At 71.7% G+C, this 15,782-nt stretch carries 17 protein-coding genes; 10 read left to right on the top strand and 7 right to left on the bottom strand.

Annotated features, from left to right (window positions below; genetic code table 11):
* Positions 1-3: 3 nt before the first annotated feature.
* The 4 genes from MF672_RS38650 to MF672_RS38635 all read right to left on the bottom strand — a co-directional run bounded on the left by MF672_RS38650 (position 4) and on the right by MF672_RS38635 (position 2,090).
* Complete coding sequence (locus tag MF672_RS38650) at positions 4-318, bottom strand: hypothetical protein (protein ID WP_242375197.1); 315 nt, start codon at positions 316-318, stop codon at positions 4-6.
* Positions 318-536 carry a hypothetical protein gene (locus MF672_RS38645; protein ID WP_242375196.1) on the bottom strand — a complete coding sequence of 73 codons (219 nt, stop codon included), beginning with the start codon at positions 534-536 and terminating at the stop codon, positions 318-320. The genes MF672_RS38650 and MF672_RS38645 overlap by 1 nt, the downstream gene beginning before the upstream one ends.
* Entirely contained in the window at positions 533-1,687 is a 1,155-nt protein-coding gene (locus MF672_RS38640; protein ID WP_242375195.1) for a hypothetical protein, read from the bottom strand. The genes MF672_RS38645 and MF672_RS38640 overlap by 4 nt, the downstream gene beginning before the upstream one ends.
* A gap of 109 nt (positions 1,688-1,796) precedes the next feature.
* The gene (locus MF672_RS38635) at positions 1,797-2,090 is read right to left on the bottom strand and encodes a hypothetical protein (RefSeq protein ID WP_242375194.1); all 294 of its coding nucleotides are present in this window, start codon (positions 2,088-2,090) and stop codon (positions 1,797-1,799) included.
* 171 nt (positions 2,091-2,261) lie between these two features.
* On the opposite strand from MF672_RS38635, the gene MF672_RS38630 reads away from it, so the two are divergent.
* Positions 2,262-2,531, top strand: coding sequence for a GntR family transcriptional regulator (locus MF672_RS38630; protein WP_242375193.1), 270 nt, complete (start codon positions 2,262-2,264; stop codon positions 2,529-2,531).
* Between the two features lie 129 nt (positions 2,532-2,660).
* On the top strand, positions 2,661-2,906 hold the full coding sequence (locus tag MF672_RS38625) for a winged helix-turn-helix domain-containing protein (RefSeq protein WP_242375192.1): 246 nt from the start codon (positions 2,661-2,663) through the stop codon (positions 2,904-2,906).
* A 185-nt stretch (positions 2,907-3,091) separates the two neighbouring features.
* Here the strand turns inward: MF672_RS38625 and MF672_RS38620 are convergent, their stop codons facing one another.
* Both MF672_RS38620 and MF672_RS38615 read right to left on the bottom strand, forming a co-directional pair.
* Positions 3,092-4,114: a hypothetical protein gene (locus MF672_RS38620; protein ID WP_242375191.1), complete on the bottom strand. Its 1,023-nt coding sequence runs from the start codon at positions 4,112-4,114 to the stop codon at positions 3,092-3,094.
* 48 nt (positions 4,115-4,162) lie between these two features.
* Complete coding sequence (locus MF672_RS38615; RefSeq protein WP_242375190.1) at positions 4,163-5,170, bottom strand: DMT family transporter; 1,008 nt, start codon at positions 5,168-5,170, stop codon at positions 4,163-4,165.
* On the opposite strand from MF672_RS38615, the gene MF672_RS38610 reads away from it, so the two are divergent.
* From MF672_RS38610 to MF672_RS38575, 8 genes are all read left to right on the top strand, one after another.
* Positions 5,169-6,575 carry an aminotransferase-like domain-containing protein gene (locus MF672_RS38610; protein ID WP_242375189.1) on the top strand — a complete coding sequence of 469 codons (1,407 nt, stop codon included), beginning with the start codon at positions 5,169-5,171 and terminating at the stop codon, positions 6,573-6,575. The genes MF672_RS38615 and MF672_RS38610 overlap by 2 nt on opposite strands.
* Before the next feature lie 58 nt (positions 6,576-6,633).
* On the top strand, positions 6,634-7,164 hold the full coding sequence (locus tag MF672_RS38605; protein ID WP_242375188.1) for a CGNR zinc finger domain-containing protein: 531 nt from the start codon (positions 6,634-6,636) through the stop codon (positions 7,162-7,164).
* Positions 7,165-7,208: 44 nt separating this feature from the next.
* Positions 7,209-7,817, top strand: coding sequence for a GNAT family N-acetyltransferase (locus MF672_RS38600; protein WP_242375187.1), 609 nt, complete (start codon positions 7,209-7,211; stop codon positions 7,815-7,817).
* A gap of 8 nt (positions 7,818-7,825) precedes the next feature.
* A complete protein-coding gene (locus MF672_RS38595) occupies positions 7,826-8,701 on the top strand; it encodes a 1,4-dihydroxy-2-naphthoate polyprenyltransferase (RefSeq protein WP_242375186.1) in 876 nt (291 codons plus the stop codon).
* A 51-nt stretch (positions 8,702-8,752) separates the two neighbouring features.
* Positions 8,753-9,763, top strand: coding sequence for an adenosine deaminase (gene add / locus MF672_RS38590; RefSeq protein WP_242375185.1), 1,011 nt, complete (start codon positions 8,753-8,755; stop codon positions 9,761-9,763).
* A 78-nt stretch (positions 9,764-9,841) separates the two neighbouring features.
* Positions 9,842-10,558 (top strand): GAF and ANTAR domain-containing protein, encoded by a 717-nt coding sequence (locus MF672_RS38585; protein ID WP_242375184.1) that lies wholly within the window; start codon positions 9,842-9,844, stop codon positions 10,556-10,558.
* 156 nt (positions 10,559-10,714) lie between these two features.
* Positions 10,715-11,947: an FxsB family cyclophane-forming radical SAM/SPASM peptide maturase gene (locus tag MF672_RS38580; RefSeq protein ID WP_308210612.1), complete on the top strand. Its 1,233-nt coding sequence runs from the start codon at positions 10,715-10,717 to the stop codon at positions 11,945-11,947.
* Complete coding sequence (locus tag MF672_RS38575) at positions 11,944-13,224, top strand: HEXXH motif domain-containing protein (protein ID WP_247815648.1); 1,281 nt, start codon at positions 11,944-11,946, stop codon at positions 13,222-13,224. The genes MF672_RS38580 and MF672_RS38575 overlap by 4 nt, the downstream gene beginning before the upstream one ends.
* Here MF672_RS38575 and fxsT read toward each other — a convergent pair.
* Complete coding sequence (gene fxsT / locus MF672_RS38570) at positions 13,193-15,691, bottom strand: FxSxx-COOH system tetratricopeptide repeat protein (RefSeq protein ID WP_242382001.1); 2,499 nt, start codon at positions 15,689-15,691, stop codon at positions 13,193-13,195. The two genes, MF672_RS38575 and fxsT, sit on opposite strands and share 32 nt — an antisense overlap.
* Positions 15,692-15,782: the final 91 nt, after the last annotated feature.

The following is a 15,782-nucleotide window of genomic DNA, read 5'->3' as shown; positions in this document are numbered from 1 at the left end:
CCCCTACGAAGCCCGGAAGTGCTTGCGGTAGCTGCGGGGGAACTCCTCGCCCCGCGTGCCGAGCGCAAGGGCGAGCTCGCGGGCGCGCTGCAGCCGCTTGGCCACCCGGCGCGCCCTGATCCGCGTGTCCAGCCCGAACAGCAGCATGTGGCCCTTCATTGCCGACATGGCGGCCTCGGCGTCCACCGCGGCGATGTCCAGTTCGGTGCTCCACCGGTCGGCGAGCGCGGTCAGCTCCTCGCCGTACTTCTTGAACGCCTCGCCGAGCGAGCCGGTGAACTCGACGCTGGACAGTTCGGTGATGTTGCGGGTCGTCATCACAACCACACCTTCCGGCCGGAGTCGTCGACGATGTCGGCGGCGGCCACTCCGTCCATCCGGTCGCGCACCTCGACGGCCAGGCCGACGAAGCAGCGCCGCACGGCGGGGAAGACCGGGGGGACGCCGAGGCACGCCGTGATGAGCGCGTCGGCCGCGCCGAGCAGCAGCACCACAGCGTGGACGGCGGTGCCCAGCACGCGCATTGCGCGGATCACGCGCCGACCCCCGATCCGTTCACCGCGGCAACGCGGTCCGGAGCCGAGAGGCCGGCGGCGCGGGCGGCGTCCTCCTGAGCCTGTCGCTCGGCCGCCTCCTCGCGGTCGGCGATCACGTCGGCGATGACGTAGCCCGCCTGCCGATCGGCGATCCCGAACGATCGGGCGATCTTTGACCGGACGGGCTTCCCGCCCGCGTCGAGGATCATGTGGACGGCGATGGCGGCGAACCACTTCCGGACCTCGCGGTCGGCCTCCGGGTCGAGCGCAGGCTCCTCGGACCGGTCGCTTTCGTCCGGCCCGTCCCCGCTGCCCGAATCGACAGAGCCGGGTTCGGCTTCCTCCGGGCGGGTCGGCGCAGCACCGGCGGCAGGGTGTTGGGGCTGGTCACCCATGGCGGACGGGAACAGGTGGCGCAGCGTGTAGACGAACAGGTGCGTCCCGCAGAAGATCGTCCCGATCACCAGGACCGCGATGACCGCGACCACCTGCCACGGCAGCGATCCGAGCCCTCCGGACCGCCCCGCCTGGGCGGTCCAGCCCAGCCCGTGCAGGAACTGAAGCAGGCCGGACGCGGCGGTGAAGAGGGCGACGATGCCGAGCGCGTACCGGCGGGCGGCCGGGTCGTGCCGCAGGATCATCGCTGCCACGATGGCCACCACGATCAGCCCGTCGATGCCGATCCACCACAGGCGGGCCGCGCTCGGCTCGATGTGCGCGGCGAGCGCGGTGTCGCGCAACGCGCCAAGCCCGGTGTAGAGGCCGACGCCGACGATGGCGAGCACGAGGAGAGCGAGGGCGATGACACCCAGGACCGCCCAGCCGGACCGGTCCGTGGTCCGCAGCCGGGGCGCGCGGCGAGCGGCCCGCGCCGCGGCACGGCCGGCGCGGCGCCGCTCACGCCAGGCGTTGATCCGCCGCGCCTTCGGCTCCTTCCGGGTGTTGTCGAGGTCCTGCGGATCGGGCCCGGCCGACTGGTCCAGCGGCGCGTCGGAGGCGATGGGATGACCGGTCTCCGGGTCGCGTCCGTTCGCGGACCGCCATCGGCGGCGCAACGCGGTGAGCCCCGGCCCGGAGAGGACCTCGGCCGGCGTCATGCCCGCAGTGAGATCTTCGTCCGAGGGTTCTGGCGCGATCTTGGGCGTCGTCATAAGGTCATGCATGGTTCGGGACTCCTAGTGACGTTAGGTGTCTTGAGCTGGGAAGGGCCCCCGCTCGGTTGGCGCCGGGCGGGTGGTCCTGAATGGTTTGCGGGACGCGTTAGGCGTCGTCGGCCGCGGGCTGGCTCTGGTCGTCCGGCCGGCCGATCAGGAGCTCGGCGAGAGCCCTTCGGGCTTCCCATGCCTGCACCCGGATGCGGTTGCGCACGGCCTCCTGGCGCATCTCCAGCTCAGTGGTCCCGTGGACGGTCTGCGTGCAGCCGTAGGCGATGGCGTCGGCGGGCAGCTCGTCGGAGAGCGTCGCGTGGTGGCCGAGGTCGTCCGCCCAGGGCGGGTCGTAGCGGAGGAGCCAAGCAGGTGCCTGCGGCTGGGTGTCGCTCGTAGGATTCTCCATAGTCGGACCTCCAGAGTCCGATCAGGCCCCGGAACCCCTCGGTGTTCGCGCACTGAGGCCGGGGCCGCCCTTTTCTTTCGAGACTAGACCAAACGTTGGCAAACGTTCGACTACGTTCGCCAACAGGGGCGAGTGATGGGCCACGTTGGCGGACATTTAGCGTCCGTGGCCATGACGATCGACCACGAGGGGCCGGAGCCGCTGTACCAGCAACTGGCCGATCTGCTGCGGGCGCAGATCAAGAGCGGGGAACTGCCGCCGAACCGGCCGATCCCGACAGAGCAGCGGTTGATGCAGATGCACGAGCTCGGGCGGGACACGGTCCGGCGGGCTGTGGGGATCCTTCGCGACGAGGGTCTGCTGATCACGGTCAAGGCGCGGGGCACCTTCGTGGTGGATCGTTCGCAGGAGGGTGTGCCCGACCGTCGCGGCGAGGGCTAGTCGCAGGCGACGGTCGAGCGGGTACCTACGGTAACCGAGCCGGGTCAGTGCGGTCTATAGGCACCTACGCCTACTCATGCGGCCTTCTGCGTACGGGGGGACGGGTGTGAGCGCTTACGCTCACACGTCATGATCAACTGGCGTGATGATCTCCCGCGTTGGGAGCAGATCGTCCGGGTCATCCGCCGGCGCATCACCACGGGCGAGTACCAGCCGGGTCGGATGATCACGGAGCGGCAGATCATCGAGGAGTTCGGGGTTGCGAAGATCACCGCGCGGAAGGCTGTGGCGGGGCTCCGTGATCGCGGCTTGATCTACACGCGGCCGAACCTCGGGTCGTTCGTCGGGCCTGAGCCGCCCGACGACGAAGACTGACCGACGTGACGCACGACGCCCCGCCGCTCCATCGGGTGGCGGGGCGCTTTCGTGGGCGTGCGTCAGCCGTGCGTCATGATCTTGAGACGTCGTGAGACGCACTGATACGCCCAGAGACGCATCCTGTTGTCTCTTTGCAGGTCAGCGCCACGACCGACACACCCACCTCGATCACCGCACCCCGCTCAGAACACCGGGATGATGTCTTCTGGGTCGATGATGTCGACTTCGACGCCTTCCAGGTCCAGCTCGGGAATGGCCGGGAAGGCGATGCCCCAGCGTTCGACGATGGCGCGCACGCGGGCCATGGCGACCCGCCAGTTCTCCGCCTGCTCCTCGTACGACAGCACGCCGAGGCCCGCCTCCCTGGCGTGGTCCATGAGGACACGGTGGTTGGCGAGGAAGTACGGCGGCAGTTCCCAGAAGCCCTCGGGCGGCTCCCAGAGGATCATGCTGAGGAAGACGAAGCCGGCCCTGAGCTGGCGGGTGATGAGGCTGCGGGTGTCGTCGGTGAGGCCGGGCCATTCGTTGTCGAGGATGGTCATGCAGATCTGCAGGTGGCGGGACTCGTCGCGGCCGATGCGCTGGAACATCTCGCTGAAGACCGGATGCTGCGTGCCGGACGACATGCCGCGGAACAGTGTCGAGGCGGCCATCTCGCCCATCATGAAGCTGGTGAACAGGACCGGCAGCGTGTACTTGCCGACGGCGGCGTTGTAGCCGTTCCAGTAGCGACCGCCGTTGTGGTAGAGCCAGCCGATGTTGTTGTGGGCGGCGCGTTCGAGGTCGTCGGACGGGGTCCAGTTAAGGGGGCCGCCGGGCCAGAGCTTGGCGATGGTGCGCTGGCAGCACTCCTCGTGGTTCATCTCGTCGCGGGTGATGGAGAAGAAGCACTTGCGGACCGGGTCCTCCTCGTGCTTCTCGAACGCCTGGATGGTGGCGCGGGCGAAGACGGCCGGGCCCGAGGCGTCGAAGTTGGCCAGGACGGCGAACCAGTACATGATGCCCAGGCGCTGCTCGCGGGTGAAGTCCTCCGGCTTGAGGCCGTCCCAGGGCAGGTCGGCCGGGTTCCAGAGCATGCGCTTGGACTTCTCGTAGATCGCGGCGAGTTTCTCCGTCTCGACGCGCCACTCCATGGGATAGATGTTGGGCTGCGGGATTTCCGGCGCGGGCCAGAAGCCGCCCTCCGGGATCGTGAGGTCCGCCATAGTTTGTGACACCTCCTCCCTCAATCCTGCGGGGCGGCGTCACGGCTTTCAAGTACGGGCACGCTGCGTGATGGCCACGCAGACGAGAACCGCGAGCGCGGCGGCGACCGTGACCGGGCCGAATCGTTCGCCCATGAGGAACCAGGCCCACACCAGCGTCAGGATGGGCTGGGTGAGCTGGGTCTGGCCGGCGCGGGCGATGCCGCCCTTGGCGAGTCCCGCGTACCACGGGAAGAAGCCCAGGAACATGGAGATCACCGCGACGTAGGCGAAGCCCGCGAGAGCCGGCACGGACGGAGTGACGGGGGTGAGCACCGCCAGCACGGCCGCGACGGGGAGGGTGACCGGCAGCGACAGGACGAGGGCGTGCGAGATCACCTGCCAGCCGGGCGTGTCGCGGGCCAGGCGGCCTCCTTCGGTGTAGCCGATCGCGGCCGAGAGGAGGGCGGCGAGCAGGAGCAGGTCGGGCCAGGCGGCGGCCTGCGTGTCGCCCTGCTGGAGGAAGGTGAAGGTGGTGATGGCGGCGGCGCCCGCCAGGCAGGCCGCCCAGAAGAGGGGACGGGGGCGCTCCCCGGCGCGCAGGACGGCGCACGCGGCCGTGGTCGCCGGGAGCAGGGCCGTGATCACGGCGGCGTGGGACGTACTGGAGCCCAGGGCCAGGGCCAGGCCGCTGAAGACCGGGAAGCCGAACACGACGCCGAGGGAGATCAGAGCGTAGGGGCGCCAGAGGCGGCGGGGCGGGAGGAGGGGGCGGCCGGCGGCGCGCAGGCACAGGACGGCGAGCAGCCCGGCGACGGCGGCCCGGCCGATGGCCACCAGCCAGGGGTTGAAGCCCTCCATGGCGTAGACGGTGCCGGGGAAGGAGCCGGAGAAGGCCAGGACGCCGAGGAAGGCGAGGAAGGTGCCTTGTGCCCCTGCGGCCGTTCTCGCCGGTCGAGCTGTGGAGAAGGGCGACCCGGCGGTGCGGGTCGGCCGCGCGACCGGAGTCGCCCGCTCGGTAGGGGCGGGTGGGACCGCTACTCCGTCCGCGACGATAGCGCTATCATGGTCCTTCATGACCAACGATAGCAGTATCGCCCATATCGCCGCGATACTGCGCGAAGAGGCCGCCCGCCTGGGCCCGGGCGCCCGCCTCCCGTCCAGTCGCGAGATCATGCGCCGGCACAACGTCTCCCCCGTCACCGTCTCGCGCGCCATCGGCCGGCTCGCCGCCGAGGGCAAGGTGGTGACCAGGCCGGGCGCCGGCGCCTTCGTGACCCAGCACCGCAGCGCGAGCGGCGGCCGGGAGGCCGCGGACCTGTCCTGGCAGACGGTGGCGCTCGGTGACCGCGTGGTGGACGAGGGCCCGGTCGCGGCGCTGCTGGCCGAGGCGGCCGACGGCGTCGTCCCGCTGACCGGGGGTTACCTGCATCCGGGGCTGCGGCCCGACCGGCAGCTCGCGGCGGCCGCGGCGCGCGCGGCGCGCCGGCCCGGGGCGTGGGGCAAGCCGCCTCTCACCGGCCTGCCCGAGCTGCGGCGCTGGTTCGCCGGCCAGACGGGCGGCGACGTGACCGCGAACGACGCGCTGATCGTCAGCGGCGGCCAGGCGGCGCTCACGCACGCCTTCCGGGCGCTCGCCGCCCCGGGGACGCCGGTCCTGGTGGAGACGCCGACGTACCCGGGCGCGCTGGCCGCGGCGAAGGCGGCCGGGCTGCGCGCGACCGCCGTGCCCATGGACCGGGACGGCGTGCGCCCCGAGCTGCTGGCCGAGGCGTTCGCGGTGACCGGCGCCCGCGTCTTCTTCTGCCAGCCCACCCTGCACAACCCCACCGGCGCCACCCTTCCCCTCGACCGCCGCCGGCAGGTGCTGGAGGTGGCGCGGGCGGCGGGCGCGTTCGTGATCGAGGACGACTACGCCCACTACCTCACCGAGCAGCCGCCGCCGACGCTCGCCTCGATGGACGAGCACGGCACGGTGGTGCACGTCCGGTCCCTGACCAAGATCCTCTCTCCCAGCATGCGGGTGGCGGCGGTGATCGCCCGCGGTCCGGCCGCGCACCGGCTGCGGGCGGGCCAGCTCGTGGAGTCGTTCTTCGTGGCCAGGCCGCTCCAGGAGACCGCGCTGGAGCTGGTCGGGTCCCCGGCCTGGCAACGGCATCTGGCGGCCGTGCACGCCGAGCTGCGCGCCCGCCGGCACGCCCTGGCCGCCGCGCTCGCCGCCCGGCTGCCCGGCGGGGCCGAACCGCACCTGCTGCCCGCCGGCGGCATGCACCTGTGGCTCCGGCTGCCCGCCGAGCTGGACGAGGACGCGCTGGTGGAGGCCGCCAGGCGCAACGGCGTCCTGGTGAGCCCGGGCCGGATGTACTACCCGTCCGAGCCGCCGGGGCCGCGCCTGCGGCTGACGCACGTCGCCGCCGCGCACCTGGCCGAGCTGGACGAGGGGGTGCGCCGCCTGGCTCGGGCGTTCCACGACGTCGGGTGACGCGGGCGGACGTCCCCTGCGATCATGGAGACCATGATCGGCCAGTAGAGTGGTGGTCATGTCGTTCCCCGCGGAGCTCGTCCGAGACTTCGTGAACACCTACGACGTCGAGTCCGACACCGACGAGCTGTCCTCCCCGGCCGAGCTGGCCGTCTGGCTGCGCGAGCGCGGCCTGGCCGGTGCGCGCGACCGCGCCACCGACGACGACCTGCACACCGCGCACGCCCTCCGCGAGGGCATCAGGGCGGCGCTGCGGCGCGAGCCGGCCGCCCTGCCCGCCTTCGCGCTGCCCGCCCTCCCGCTGCGGGTCGGCGTGGGCCGGGACGGCGCGCCCGAGCTGGTGCCGGCCGCTGACGGCGTCGCGGGCGGGCTGGCCAGGATCGCCGCCGCGACCCTCGGCGCCACGTGGGAGCGGCTGAAGGTGTGCGCGGAGGGAACGTGTCAATGGGCGTTCATCGACTCGTCCAGAAACCGTTCCCGGTCGTGGTGTTCGATGCGGGTATGCGGAAACCGCACCAAGACACGGGCTTACCGGGCGAGGAAGCGGGGTTCGCGTCGTCTCCAAGCCTCAAACACCGATACGGTGTAACTCGTGCCTTGTGGCATGAACGGCAGGCGAAGGAGCGGGCCGAGATGGCAGACGTAGGCGTCCGGGCGGCCCGGCGCGAGGATGTGCTCCAGGTTGCGAATTGTCAGATCCGCGCCTGGCGCTACGGCTACCGGGACTTCCTCCCGGAGGGGCCGCTTGAGCAGATGACCGGCCCCGCGGCCGAGAAGATGTGGCTGCGCCAGTGGGACGAGGCGATCGTCGCGCCCCCCAGCCCCATGCACCGGGTGCTGGTGGCGGTGGAGACCATCCTCGACACCGAGGGCTTCCCGGCGCTCGGCGCGGGCGGCAGCGCCGCGCTCGTGACGCCGCGCGGCGGCGAGCGCGTGGTCGGCCTGGCCTCGCACGCCCCCGCCGAGGACCCCGACCTCGACCCCAGCGTGACGGCCGAGATGCTGACGCTGCTCGTCGACCCCGACTTCGTGCGCCGCGGCCACGGCAGCCGCCTGCTCAACGCCACGGTCGACTACCTGCGCGAGGACGGCTTCCGGCAGATCGTGACGTGGGTCTTCGCCGACAACCACGCGGTGCTCGGCTTCCTGGAGTCGGCCGGCTGGGGCGAGGACATGGCCGAGCGCGTCCTCGACATGGGCCGCCCGATCCGCATGGTCAGGCTCACTACGGACATCAGTTAAGGAAGGACATGGCAACCCCCGGCCAGTGGATCGCCGGCGCGCGCCCGCGCACGCTGCCCAACGCCGTCGTCCCCGTCATGGTGGGCACGGGCGTGGCGATCGGTGAAGGCTCTTTCGTGTGGTGGCGGGCGGTCCTGGCGCTGTTCGTGGCGCTCGCCCTGCAGATCGGCGTCAACTACGCCAACGACTACAGCGACGGCATCCGCGGCACCGACGACGAGCGGGTCGGCCCGATGCGGCTGGTCGGCTCGCGCGCGGCGAGCCCGCGTGCGGTGCTGACGGCCGCGCTGGGCTGCTTCGCGGTCGCCGCGGTGCTCGGCCTGGTGCTGGTCCTGGTGACGCGGGCGTGGTGGATCCTGCTGGTCGGCGCGGCCTGCATCGCCGCCGCCTGGTTCTACACCGGCGGCAAGCGCCCGTACGGCTACCGGGGGCTGGGCGAGCTGGCCGTGTTCGTGTTCTTCGGCGTGGTGCCGGTGGTGGGCACGGCGTACGTGCAGACCGAGTCGCTGAGCTGGGCGGCGCTGATCGCCTCGATCCCGGTGGGCCTGCTGTCGTGCTCCATGCTGGTGGTCAACAACCTGCGCGACGTCGGCACCGACGGGCAGGCGGGCAAGCGCACGCTGGCGGTCGTGCTGGGGCCGGAGCGCACCCGGGCGTTGTACGTGGCCTGCCAGGTGGTGCCGTTCGCGGTGGCGCTGGCGATGGTGCCGATCACGCCGTGGGCGGCGCTGGTGCTGCTGGCGGCGCCGCTGGCGATCACGCCGATCCGGGCGGTGCTGGGCAAGGCGGTCGGGCCCGCGCTGATCGGCGTGCTGCAGCAGACGGGCAAGCTGCAGCTGGCCTACGGGGTGCTGTTCGCGGCGGGGCTCGCCCTGGTCTTCTAGCCTGGGTCTGCTGGCCTGGGTCTTCTGGCCTGAGTCTTCTACGCTGGGTCGATGGAGGACTTCATCGCCGGGCTGCCCAAGTGCGAGCTGCACCTGCACATCGAGGGCACCTTGGAGCCCGAGCTCAAGTTCGAGCTGGCCGCCCGCAACGGGCTGGAGCTGCCGTACCGGTCGGTGGAGGAGATGCGGGCGGCGTACTCGTTCGACAGCCTGCCGTCCTTCCTCACCGTCTACTACGAGGGCATGCGGGTGCTGCGCACCGAGCCCGACTTCTACGACCTGGCCATGGCCTACCTGCGCAAGGCGGCGGCGCAGAACGTGCGCTACGCGGAGATCTTCTTCGATCCCCAGGCGCACACCGGGCGCGGGGTGCCGTTCGACGTGGTGATCCGGGGGCTGCGGCGGGCGCTGCTGGACGCCGAGGCGCGGCTCGGGGTGCGCGCGCAGCTCATCATGTGCTTCCTGCGCGACTTCCAGCCCGAGTACGCGATGGCGACGCTGCTGGAGTCGTTGCCGTACAAGGAGTGGATCGCGGGCGTCGGCCTGGACTCCGACGAGCAGGGCAACCCGCCGCTCAAGTTCGCCGAGGTGTACGCCCGCGCCCGCGCGGAGGGCTACCTGCTGACCATGCACTGCGACGTGGACCAGGACGACGCGGCCGAGCACATCCGCCAGGCGATCGAGGACATCGGCGTCGACCGCATCGACCACGGCGTCAACATCCTGGAGGACCAGCGGCTGGTCGAGCTGGTACGGGAGCGCGGCATGGGGCTCACCTGCAGCCCGATCTCGAACGGCTACGTCACCGGCTCGCTGAAGGCCGAGGGCATCCGCAAGCTGATGGACCTGGGCGTGCGGGTGACGGTCAACTCCGACGATCCGGCCTACTTCGCCGGCTACGTACAGGAGAACCTGATCGCCCTGCACGAGGCCCTGCAGCTCAACGAGGAGGAGCTGGCGGGGCTGGAGCGCAACGCGTTCGAGGTGACCTGGCTCCCCCGGCGCCTGAAGGACTCCTACCTGGCCGAGATCGACGCATATGTCTCCTCAAGGGTGTCCTGAGAGGGTAGCGTAGGGGCCTCCCAGCAGGGCAGGCTTACCTGACGGACGGTCCGGACAACCGAGGGCGAGGGATCTTCGTTGAACCGGCCTAGTGTCCCCACGGACATCGAGGAGTTCGAACGGGCGCTCGCGGACTGCGTCTCCATCGCGACCCGGTCCATGCCCGACGCCCCCATGGTGAGCATCGCACTCTGCGGCGAGGACGGCCTGCGCACGGTCGCCTGCTCCCACGCCCGCGCGGAGCTGCTGGACGAGCTGCAGTCGATCACCGGGCAGGGCCCGTCCCTCGACGCGCTCGGCACCGGCGAGCCCGTGACGTCGGGCGACGCGGTCTCCGACGCCCGCTGGCAGCGCTTCACCGCCGAGTCCGGCCTGAAGAGCCTGCACTCCGAGCCGCTGAAGTCGGAGGGCCTGATGCTGGGCGTGCTGACGCTCTACTCGCGCGAGGGCGGCGGCTTCGCGGAGGCGACCCGGGTGACCGCGCGGGTGACGGCCGAGCACATCGGCCTGCTGTTCCGCGCGGCGCTGGACGCGGCCCGGATGAAGGAGGTGGCCGCGCAGCTCAAGGAGGCGCTGAACACGCGGGCGGTCATCGACCAGGCGCTCGGCATCGTCATGGCGCAGCGTCGGTGCACCTCGCAGCAGGCGTTCGAGATGCTCCGGCACGTCTCCCAGGACAAGAACGTCAAGCTGTACCAGGTGGCGGCCGGCATCGTGCGCAAGGTGACCGGGGAGGCGCCGCAGCGGCCCCGCTTCGAGGACCCGCCGCCGCGGGTGCGGCCGCGCGTGCGGTAAACACGTATAGGCCTATAAATCCACGACATTTATCGGCGTTTCCGGGAATTGCCTTATTTCCGGAGGTAATTCGGCTTTTGGCGTCGTCAATCTTGACTCGGCTCCACGGTCGTGAAAGATAGGACCGGGGTGCATCACGACGCTAAGAGGTAGCCGTTGTCAGAAAGCCCTGAGCCGGAACCCACGCGCACCATCGGGTTCCCGGACCTCCTCGACGTCGACGCGTTGCTGGCGGGGGGCTGGAGGCCGCTGGCCTTCCAGCAGTTCATCCTCAAGGTCCACAGCCGCTGCGACCTGGCCTGCCGCCACTGCTACGTGTACGAGATGGCCGACCAGAGCTGGCGGGAGCAGCCACGCCGGATGTCCGAGGCGGTCGCCGACCGCGCGGTCGAGCGCATCGCCGAGCACGCCTCCCGGCACGACCTGGGCGAGATCGACGTCATCCTGCACGGCGGCGAGCCGCTGCTGGCCGGGCCCGCGCTCATCTCGCGCGTCGTGCGCGGCGTACGGGGAGCCGTGGCCACCGGCACCCGGGTCAACGCGCACATCCAGACCAACGGCGTCCGGCTGGACGAGGAGTACCTGCGGCTGTTCGAGTCGCTGGAGATCCGGGTCGGGGTCAGCCTGGACGGCGACGCCGAGGGCCAGGACCGCCACCGCCGCTTCGCCGACGGACGCGGCAGCCACGCCCTGGTCAGCGAGTCGCTGCGACGGCTCAGCGAGGGGCCCTACCATCACCTGTTCAGCGGCCTGCTGTGCACGATCGACGTGCGCAACGACCCCGTGGACACGTACCGGGCGCTGCTGGAGTTCGACCCGCCGGCGATCGACTTCCTGCTGCCGCACGGCAACTGGGCGCAGCCGCCGCCGTTCCGCGAGCCCGGCTCGCCCGCCACGCCGTACGCCGACTGGCTGATCCAGATCTTCGACCTCTGGTACGACAGCCCCGTGCTGCAGACCGACGTGCGGCTGTTCAGGGAGATCATGCGGCTGCTCATGGGCGGCCACTCGCGGGCGGAGAACGTGGGACTGTCCCCGGTGCGCATGGTCGTCATCGAGACCGACGGCAGCATCGAGCAGTCCGACAGCCTGAAGAGCGCCTTCCACGGCGCCACCCGCACCCCGCTGCACGTGCTGCGCGACCCCCTGGACGACGCCCTGCTGCACCCCGCCATCGTCGCCCGCCAGCTCGGCGAGATGGCCCTGCACGCCACCTGCCGCGCCTGCGACCTCGTCTCGGCCTGCGGCGGCGGCCAGTACGCCCACCGCTACAGCCCCGCCACCGGCTTCGCCGAGCCCTCGGTCTACTGCCCCGACCTGTACCGGCTGATCAGTCACATCGGCGCGCGCTGCGGACGCGACGTGGCCCGGTTACGAGGAGCGGGATGACGCCCGCCGCGCACCGCGTCTCCGACGCCGCCTTCGCCGCCCTGGCCACGGGCGGCGGCGGCGCGACGGCCGTGGGCGAGCTGTGCGCGGCGCAGGCGAGCAAGCACCGGCTGCTGGTGCGGCTGCTGGCCGAGGAGTCGGAGGCCGCCCGGCGCGCCTACGAGACGCTGGCGGAGCTGGAGGACGGCGCGCCCGAGGAGGTGAGCCGCTGCCTGCGCCACCCGGCCGTCGGGGCGTGGGCGCTGCGGGCCTGCCGGGGGCGGGCCGATCCCGGGAGGCTGGCCGCGGTCGCGCTGGCGGCCGCCGTACGGGCGGGCGCCGCCTGCCGGCTGGAGGTCCCCGCGGGCGGGCGGCTGATGCTGCCGTCGCTGGGCCTGCTGACCCTGCCGCCCGGCGGCCCGGACCGGGTCATGGCCGCCGTCGAGCCGGACGGCGACGGCGCCGGCGTGCGCGTGGGAGCGCTCGCCGTCCGCGTGGTCCCCGGCCGGGACGGTCCCGGCTGGCAGGCCCTGCACCGCCTCCCCTTCGGCCCGCACGCGGCGATGACCGTCGACGACCTCGACCCGTACCGGTGGCCCGGCGACGACGTGGACGGCCGCCTGACGGAGGCGCGGCGGCACCACTGGAGCACCTGCCTCGGCCAGGCATGGGACGTCCTGCGGGCGAGCCACCGGACCGTGGCCGCCGAGGTCACCACGGCGGTCTCCGTGCTCACGCCGATCCTGGCAGGCGCGCGGGAGCAGCACAGCGCCTCGGCCCGCGACCTCTTCGGCGCCATCGCCCTGTCCGACCCCCTCGACGGGATCGGCCTGGCGCTCACGCTGACGCACGAGCTGCAACACGCCAAGCTGTACGCGCTCAGCGACCTGGTCGCGCTCACCCGGCCGGACGACGGGCGCCGCTTCTACGCCCCGTGGCGCCCCGACCCGCGCCCGCTGGAAGGGCTGCTGCACGGCGCGTACGCGCACGCCGGCGTCGCGGCCTTCTGGCGGCGGCACCTGTCGGACGCCGGCCACGGGGCGCGCGCCGAGGTGGAGTTCGCCCGCTGGCGCGAGGCCGCCCACCAGGTCACCGGCACCCTCCTGGACAGCGGGGGGCTGACGGAGGAGGGCATCCGCTTCGTCGCCACGCTGCGCGACCGGCTCTCGCTCTGGCTCGAGGAGCCGGTGAGCGCGGCCGCGGCGCGGCAGGCCCGCCTGATCGCCGAGGGCCACCGGCGGGCCTGGGCGGCCGGGCCCGCCGGCGCTAGATGGCTGGAGGGTCGAAGTCGCAGTTGAGGCGTTCGCCGGCGAGCAGCCCGAGCGCGTCCGGGTGCTCGCGGCTCATCACCGACTCGAAGCGCAGCGTCGTCTCGGCCCGCAGCCGCCTGGCCTCCTCGTCGGCCCCGGTGGCCTGGAGGTCGAGGCAGAGGTTGGCGGCGCAGATGAGGCTGAGGTAGTGGTCGGCGGAGAAGCGGGCCTGGATGCGCTCCAGGTTGTCCTGGCCGAGGGCGCGGGCGTCGTCGTGCCTGCCGAGCGCGGCCAGGTCGTTCTGCAGGTTGATCGCGCAGCTCACCGTGTAGTCGTGGTCGCGGCCGACCCGGCCGGCGAGGCCCGCCAGGGCCTTCTCGTCGAGGTCGCGGGCCGCCTCCGGGTCGCCGTTGAGGCGGGTGAGCAGCGCCAGGTTCATCTTGGCGGCGTGCGTGAACGGGTGGTCGTCGCCGAACACCTCCGGATAGTGCCGTAGCGCCCGTTCCACCAGTTCCAGCGCCTCCTCCCGCTCGTCCACGGCACGCAGCACGTTGGACAGCCCGAGGGCCGCGGCCATCGTGTTGGCGTGGGCGTCGCCGTACAGGCGGCGGGAGCGGATGTGGGTGTCGCGCATGAGCTGCAGGGCCTCGGGCAGCCGGCCCATGCGGCGCAGGCAGATGGCCAGGTCCCTGGCGGCCAGCAGCGTGCTCGGGTGATCGTCGCCGAGGTTGATCGCGCCGTAGCTGTGAGCCTCCTCGGCGAGGTCGGTGGCCACCTCGAACTGGCCGTCGAGCCGGACCGCGCGGCTCAGGTTGGTCCAGGTGAGCAGCAGCAGGCGCCTGCCGATGCCCTCCATGCTGCTCTGTTTGAGATAGATGTCCTGGAGCATGTCGCTGGCCTCGTGATAGTCGCTGGTCAGCGTGTAGTCGAGCGCCAGGTTGTGCCGGGCTCTCAGGGTGAACGGGTCGGTGTCGCCGCGTACCCGCTCGTAGATCGTGGCGGCGCTCTCGTCGAGTTCGCGGGCCTTGATGAAGTTCCCGCGGCCGCGAAGGGCTCCGGCGTAGCCGGTCATGGCCCACAAGGTCTCGGTGTGCTCGGCGCCGAGAGACTCGCTCATGAGCCGGTAGGTGTCGGCGGCGAGCTCCTCGGCCCTGTCGTACGCGGCCAGCCCCAGATAGACGTTGGCGAGGTGGACCCGGGCCGCCAGCACATCCTTGTGGTGGGCGCCGCTGACCTCGGTCCATTTGGTGATGTACTCGTGCAGCAGGCTCTCGGCCTGCCGGTAGCTGCCCCGCACGTACAGGTAGCGGACGAGGTCGAGGGCGAACCTGCGGACGGACGGCACTGTGCAGTCGATCAGCCCGGACGGCTCCAGGTGGGCCGCCAGCTCCTCATATCTCGGCCAGTTGGCGGTGTCGTCAGGCTCGGCGGGCGCGGTGCCCGACAGCAGGAGGTGAACCTCGTGACGCAGCTCGACGCGGTCCTTCTCCGGGGTCTCGTCGCGCAGCAGCGCCTGGTTGAGCCGGTGGACCTGCAACGTACGGGTGGACGGCTCGACCTTGACCAGGGCCAGGCGTTCGAGGTTGCTCAGGGCGTTGGTGAGCTCGATGGGGTTGGAGAGGATGGGGGTCAGGCGGGGGCCGACCGCCCGGTTGCCGCGGCGGAAGACGTCCCGCGGGATCGGCTCGGGGCCGAAGAACGCGCAGCAGCGCAGCACCTCCACCGCCGCCGGCACGCGTTCCTCCAACTGCGAGACCGACAGCCGCCAGGCCGCCGTCATGGAGCGCGGGTAGGTGGGCGCCTTCTCCAGGTCGAGCAGCCGGCTCGTCTGCTCCTCCAGCAGGTCGAGGTAGTCCTCGACCGGCATCAGCGTACGTGCCAGCAGCGCGGCCGCCTGCTCCAGGGCGATCGGCAGGTCGCCGAGCTTGTCGGCCACCCGATCGGCCTCCCGCTCCCCGATCGTGTCGGACAGCCGGCGGCGCAGGAACGCGACGCTCTCCTCCCGCCGGAACACGTCCACCTGGATCGTCGGCTCGTGGTCGCTCCAACGCGAGTTGCGGGAGGTGATGATGACGTGGCCGGGACCGCGCGGGATGAAGTCCTTGATGAACTCGGGCTCCTCGGCGTTGTCGAAGATCACCAGCCAGCTCCGGTAGGGGGAGCCGCTCTCCAGCGTACGCAGGACCGCCTGGGTGGTCTGCTCCACGCCGACGCCCGTCGCCGTCGGCAGGCCCAGCTTGGGGGCCAGCTCGGCCAGCGCGGAGGGGACGAGCAAGGGCTGGTCGGCCGAGACCCACAACACCAGGTCGTAATGGGCGCGGTACTGCCAGGCGTACTCGATCGCCAGCTGCGTCTTGCCGACGCCGCCGAGCCCCTGCAGGGCTTGTGGCTGCGCGACGACCGCGGTGACGGTGTTGATGCTCTTTCTCAGCGCCGCCAGGAGCTCCTTGCGGCCGGTGAAGTTGAGATTGCGCTTGGGGACGCGCTCCCAGATCTGGGCACCCTTTGATGGCATGGAATTCTCCGCCACGTCGGTCCTCCGCCTCACACGCCGTAGGACCTCATCCTAGAGGTTGATTAGCGAACCAGTTTGTCACAGAATGCTA

Origin of the sequence: Actinomadura luzonensis (assembly GCF_022664455.2) — a bacterium.
Classification (GTDB): Bacteria; Actinomycetota; Actinomycetes; order Streptosporangiales; family Streptosporangiaceae; genus Nonomuraea; species Nonomuraea luzonensis.
Note: the sequence above shows the minus strand (reverse complement) of the source record. Positions and strands in the feature narration are given on the sequence as shown.

What these genes read in the sequence shown, in the direction of transcription:
- MF672_RS38650 (WP_242375197.1), bottom strand. Translation starts at nt 318, where the DNA reads ATGACGACCCGCAACATCACCGAACTGTCCAGCGTCGAGTTCACCGGC.
- MF672_RS38640 (WP_242375195.1), bottom strand. Translation starts at nt 1,687, where the DNA reads ATGACGACGCCCAAGATCGCGCCAGAACCCTCGGACGAAGATCTCACT.
- MF672_RS38635 (WP_242375194.1), bottom strand. Translation starts at nt 2,090, where the DNA reads ATGGAGAATCCTACGAGCGACACCCAGCCGCAGGCACCTGCTTGGCTC.
- MF672_RS38630 (WP_242375193.1), top strand. Translation starts at nt 2,262, where the DNA reads ATGACGATCGACCACGAGGGGCCGGAGCCGCTGTACCAGCAACTGGCC.
- MF672_RS38625 (WP_242375192.1), top strand. Translation starts at nt 2,661, where the DNA reads ATGATCAACTGGCGTGATGATCTCCCGCGTTGGGAGCAGATCGTCCGG.
- MF672_RS38620 (WP_242375191.1), bottom strand. Translation starts at nt 4,114, where the DNA reads ATGGCGGACCTCACGATCCCGGAGGGCGGCTTCTGGCCCGCGCCGGAA.
- MF672_RS38610 (WP_242375189.1), top strand. Translation starts at nt 5,169, where the DNA reads ATGACCAACGATAGCAGTATCGCCCATATCGCCGCGATACTGCGCGAA.
- MF672_RS38615 (WP_242375190.1), bottom strand. Translation starts at nt 5,170, where the DNA reads ATGAAGGACCATGATAGCGCTATCGTCGCGGACGGAGTAGCGGTCCCA.
- MF672_RS38605 (WP_242375188.1), top strand. Translation starts at nt 6,634, where the DNA reads ATGTCGTTCCCCGCGGAGCTCGTCCGAGACTTCGTGAACACCTACGAC.
- MF672_RS38600 (WP_242375187.1), top strand. Translation starts at nt 7,209, where the DNA reads ATGGCAGACGTAGGCGTCCGGGCGGCCCGGCGCGAGGATGTGCTCCAG.
- MF672_RS38595 (WP_242375186.1), top strand. Translation starts at nt 7,826, where the DNA reads ATGGCAACCCCCGGCCAGTGGATCGCCGGCGCGCGCCCGCGCACGCTG.
- add (WP_242375185.1), top strand. Translation starts at nt 8,753, where the DNA reads ATGGAGGACTTCATCGCCGGGCTGCCCAAGTGCGAGCTGCACCTGCAC.
- MF672_RS38575 (WP_247815648.1), top strand. Translation starts at nt 11,944, where the DNA reads ATGACGCCCGCCGCGCACCGCGTCTCCGACGCCGCCTTCGCCGCCCTG.
- fxsT (WP_242382001.1), bottom strand. Translation starts at nt 15,691, where the DNA reads ATGCCATCAAAGGGTGCCCAGATCTGGGAGCGCGTCCCCAAGCGCAAT.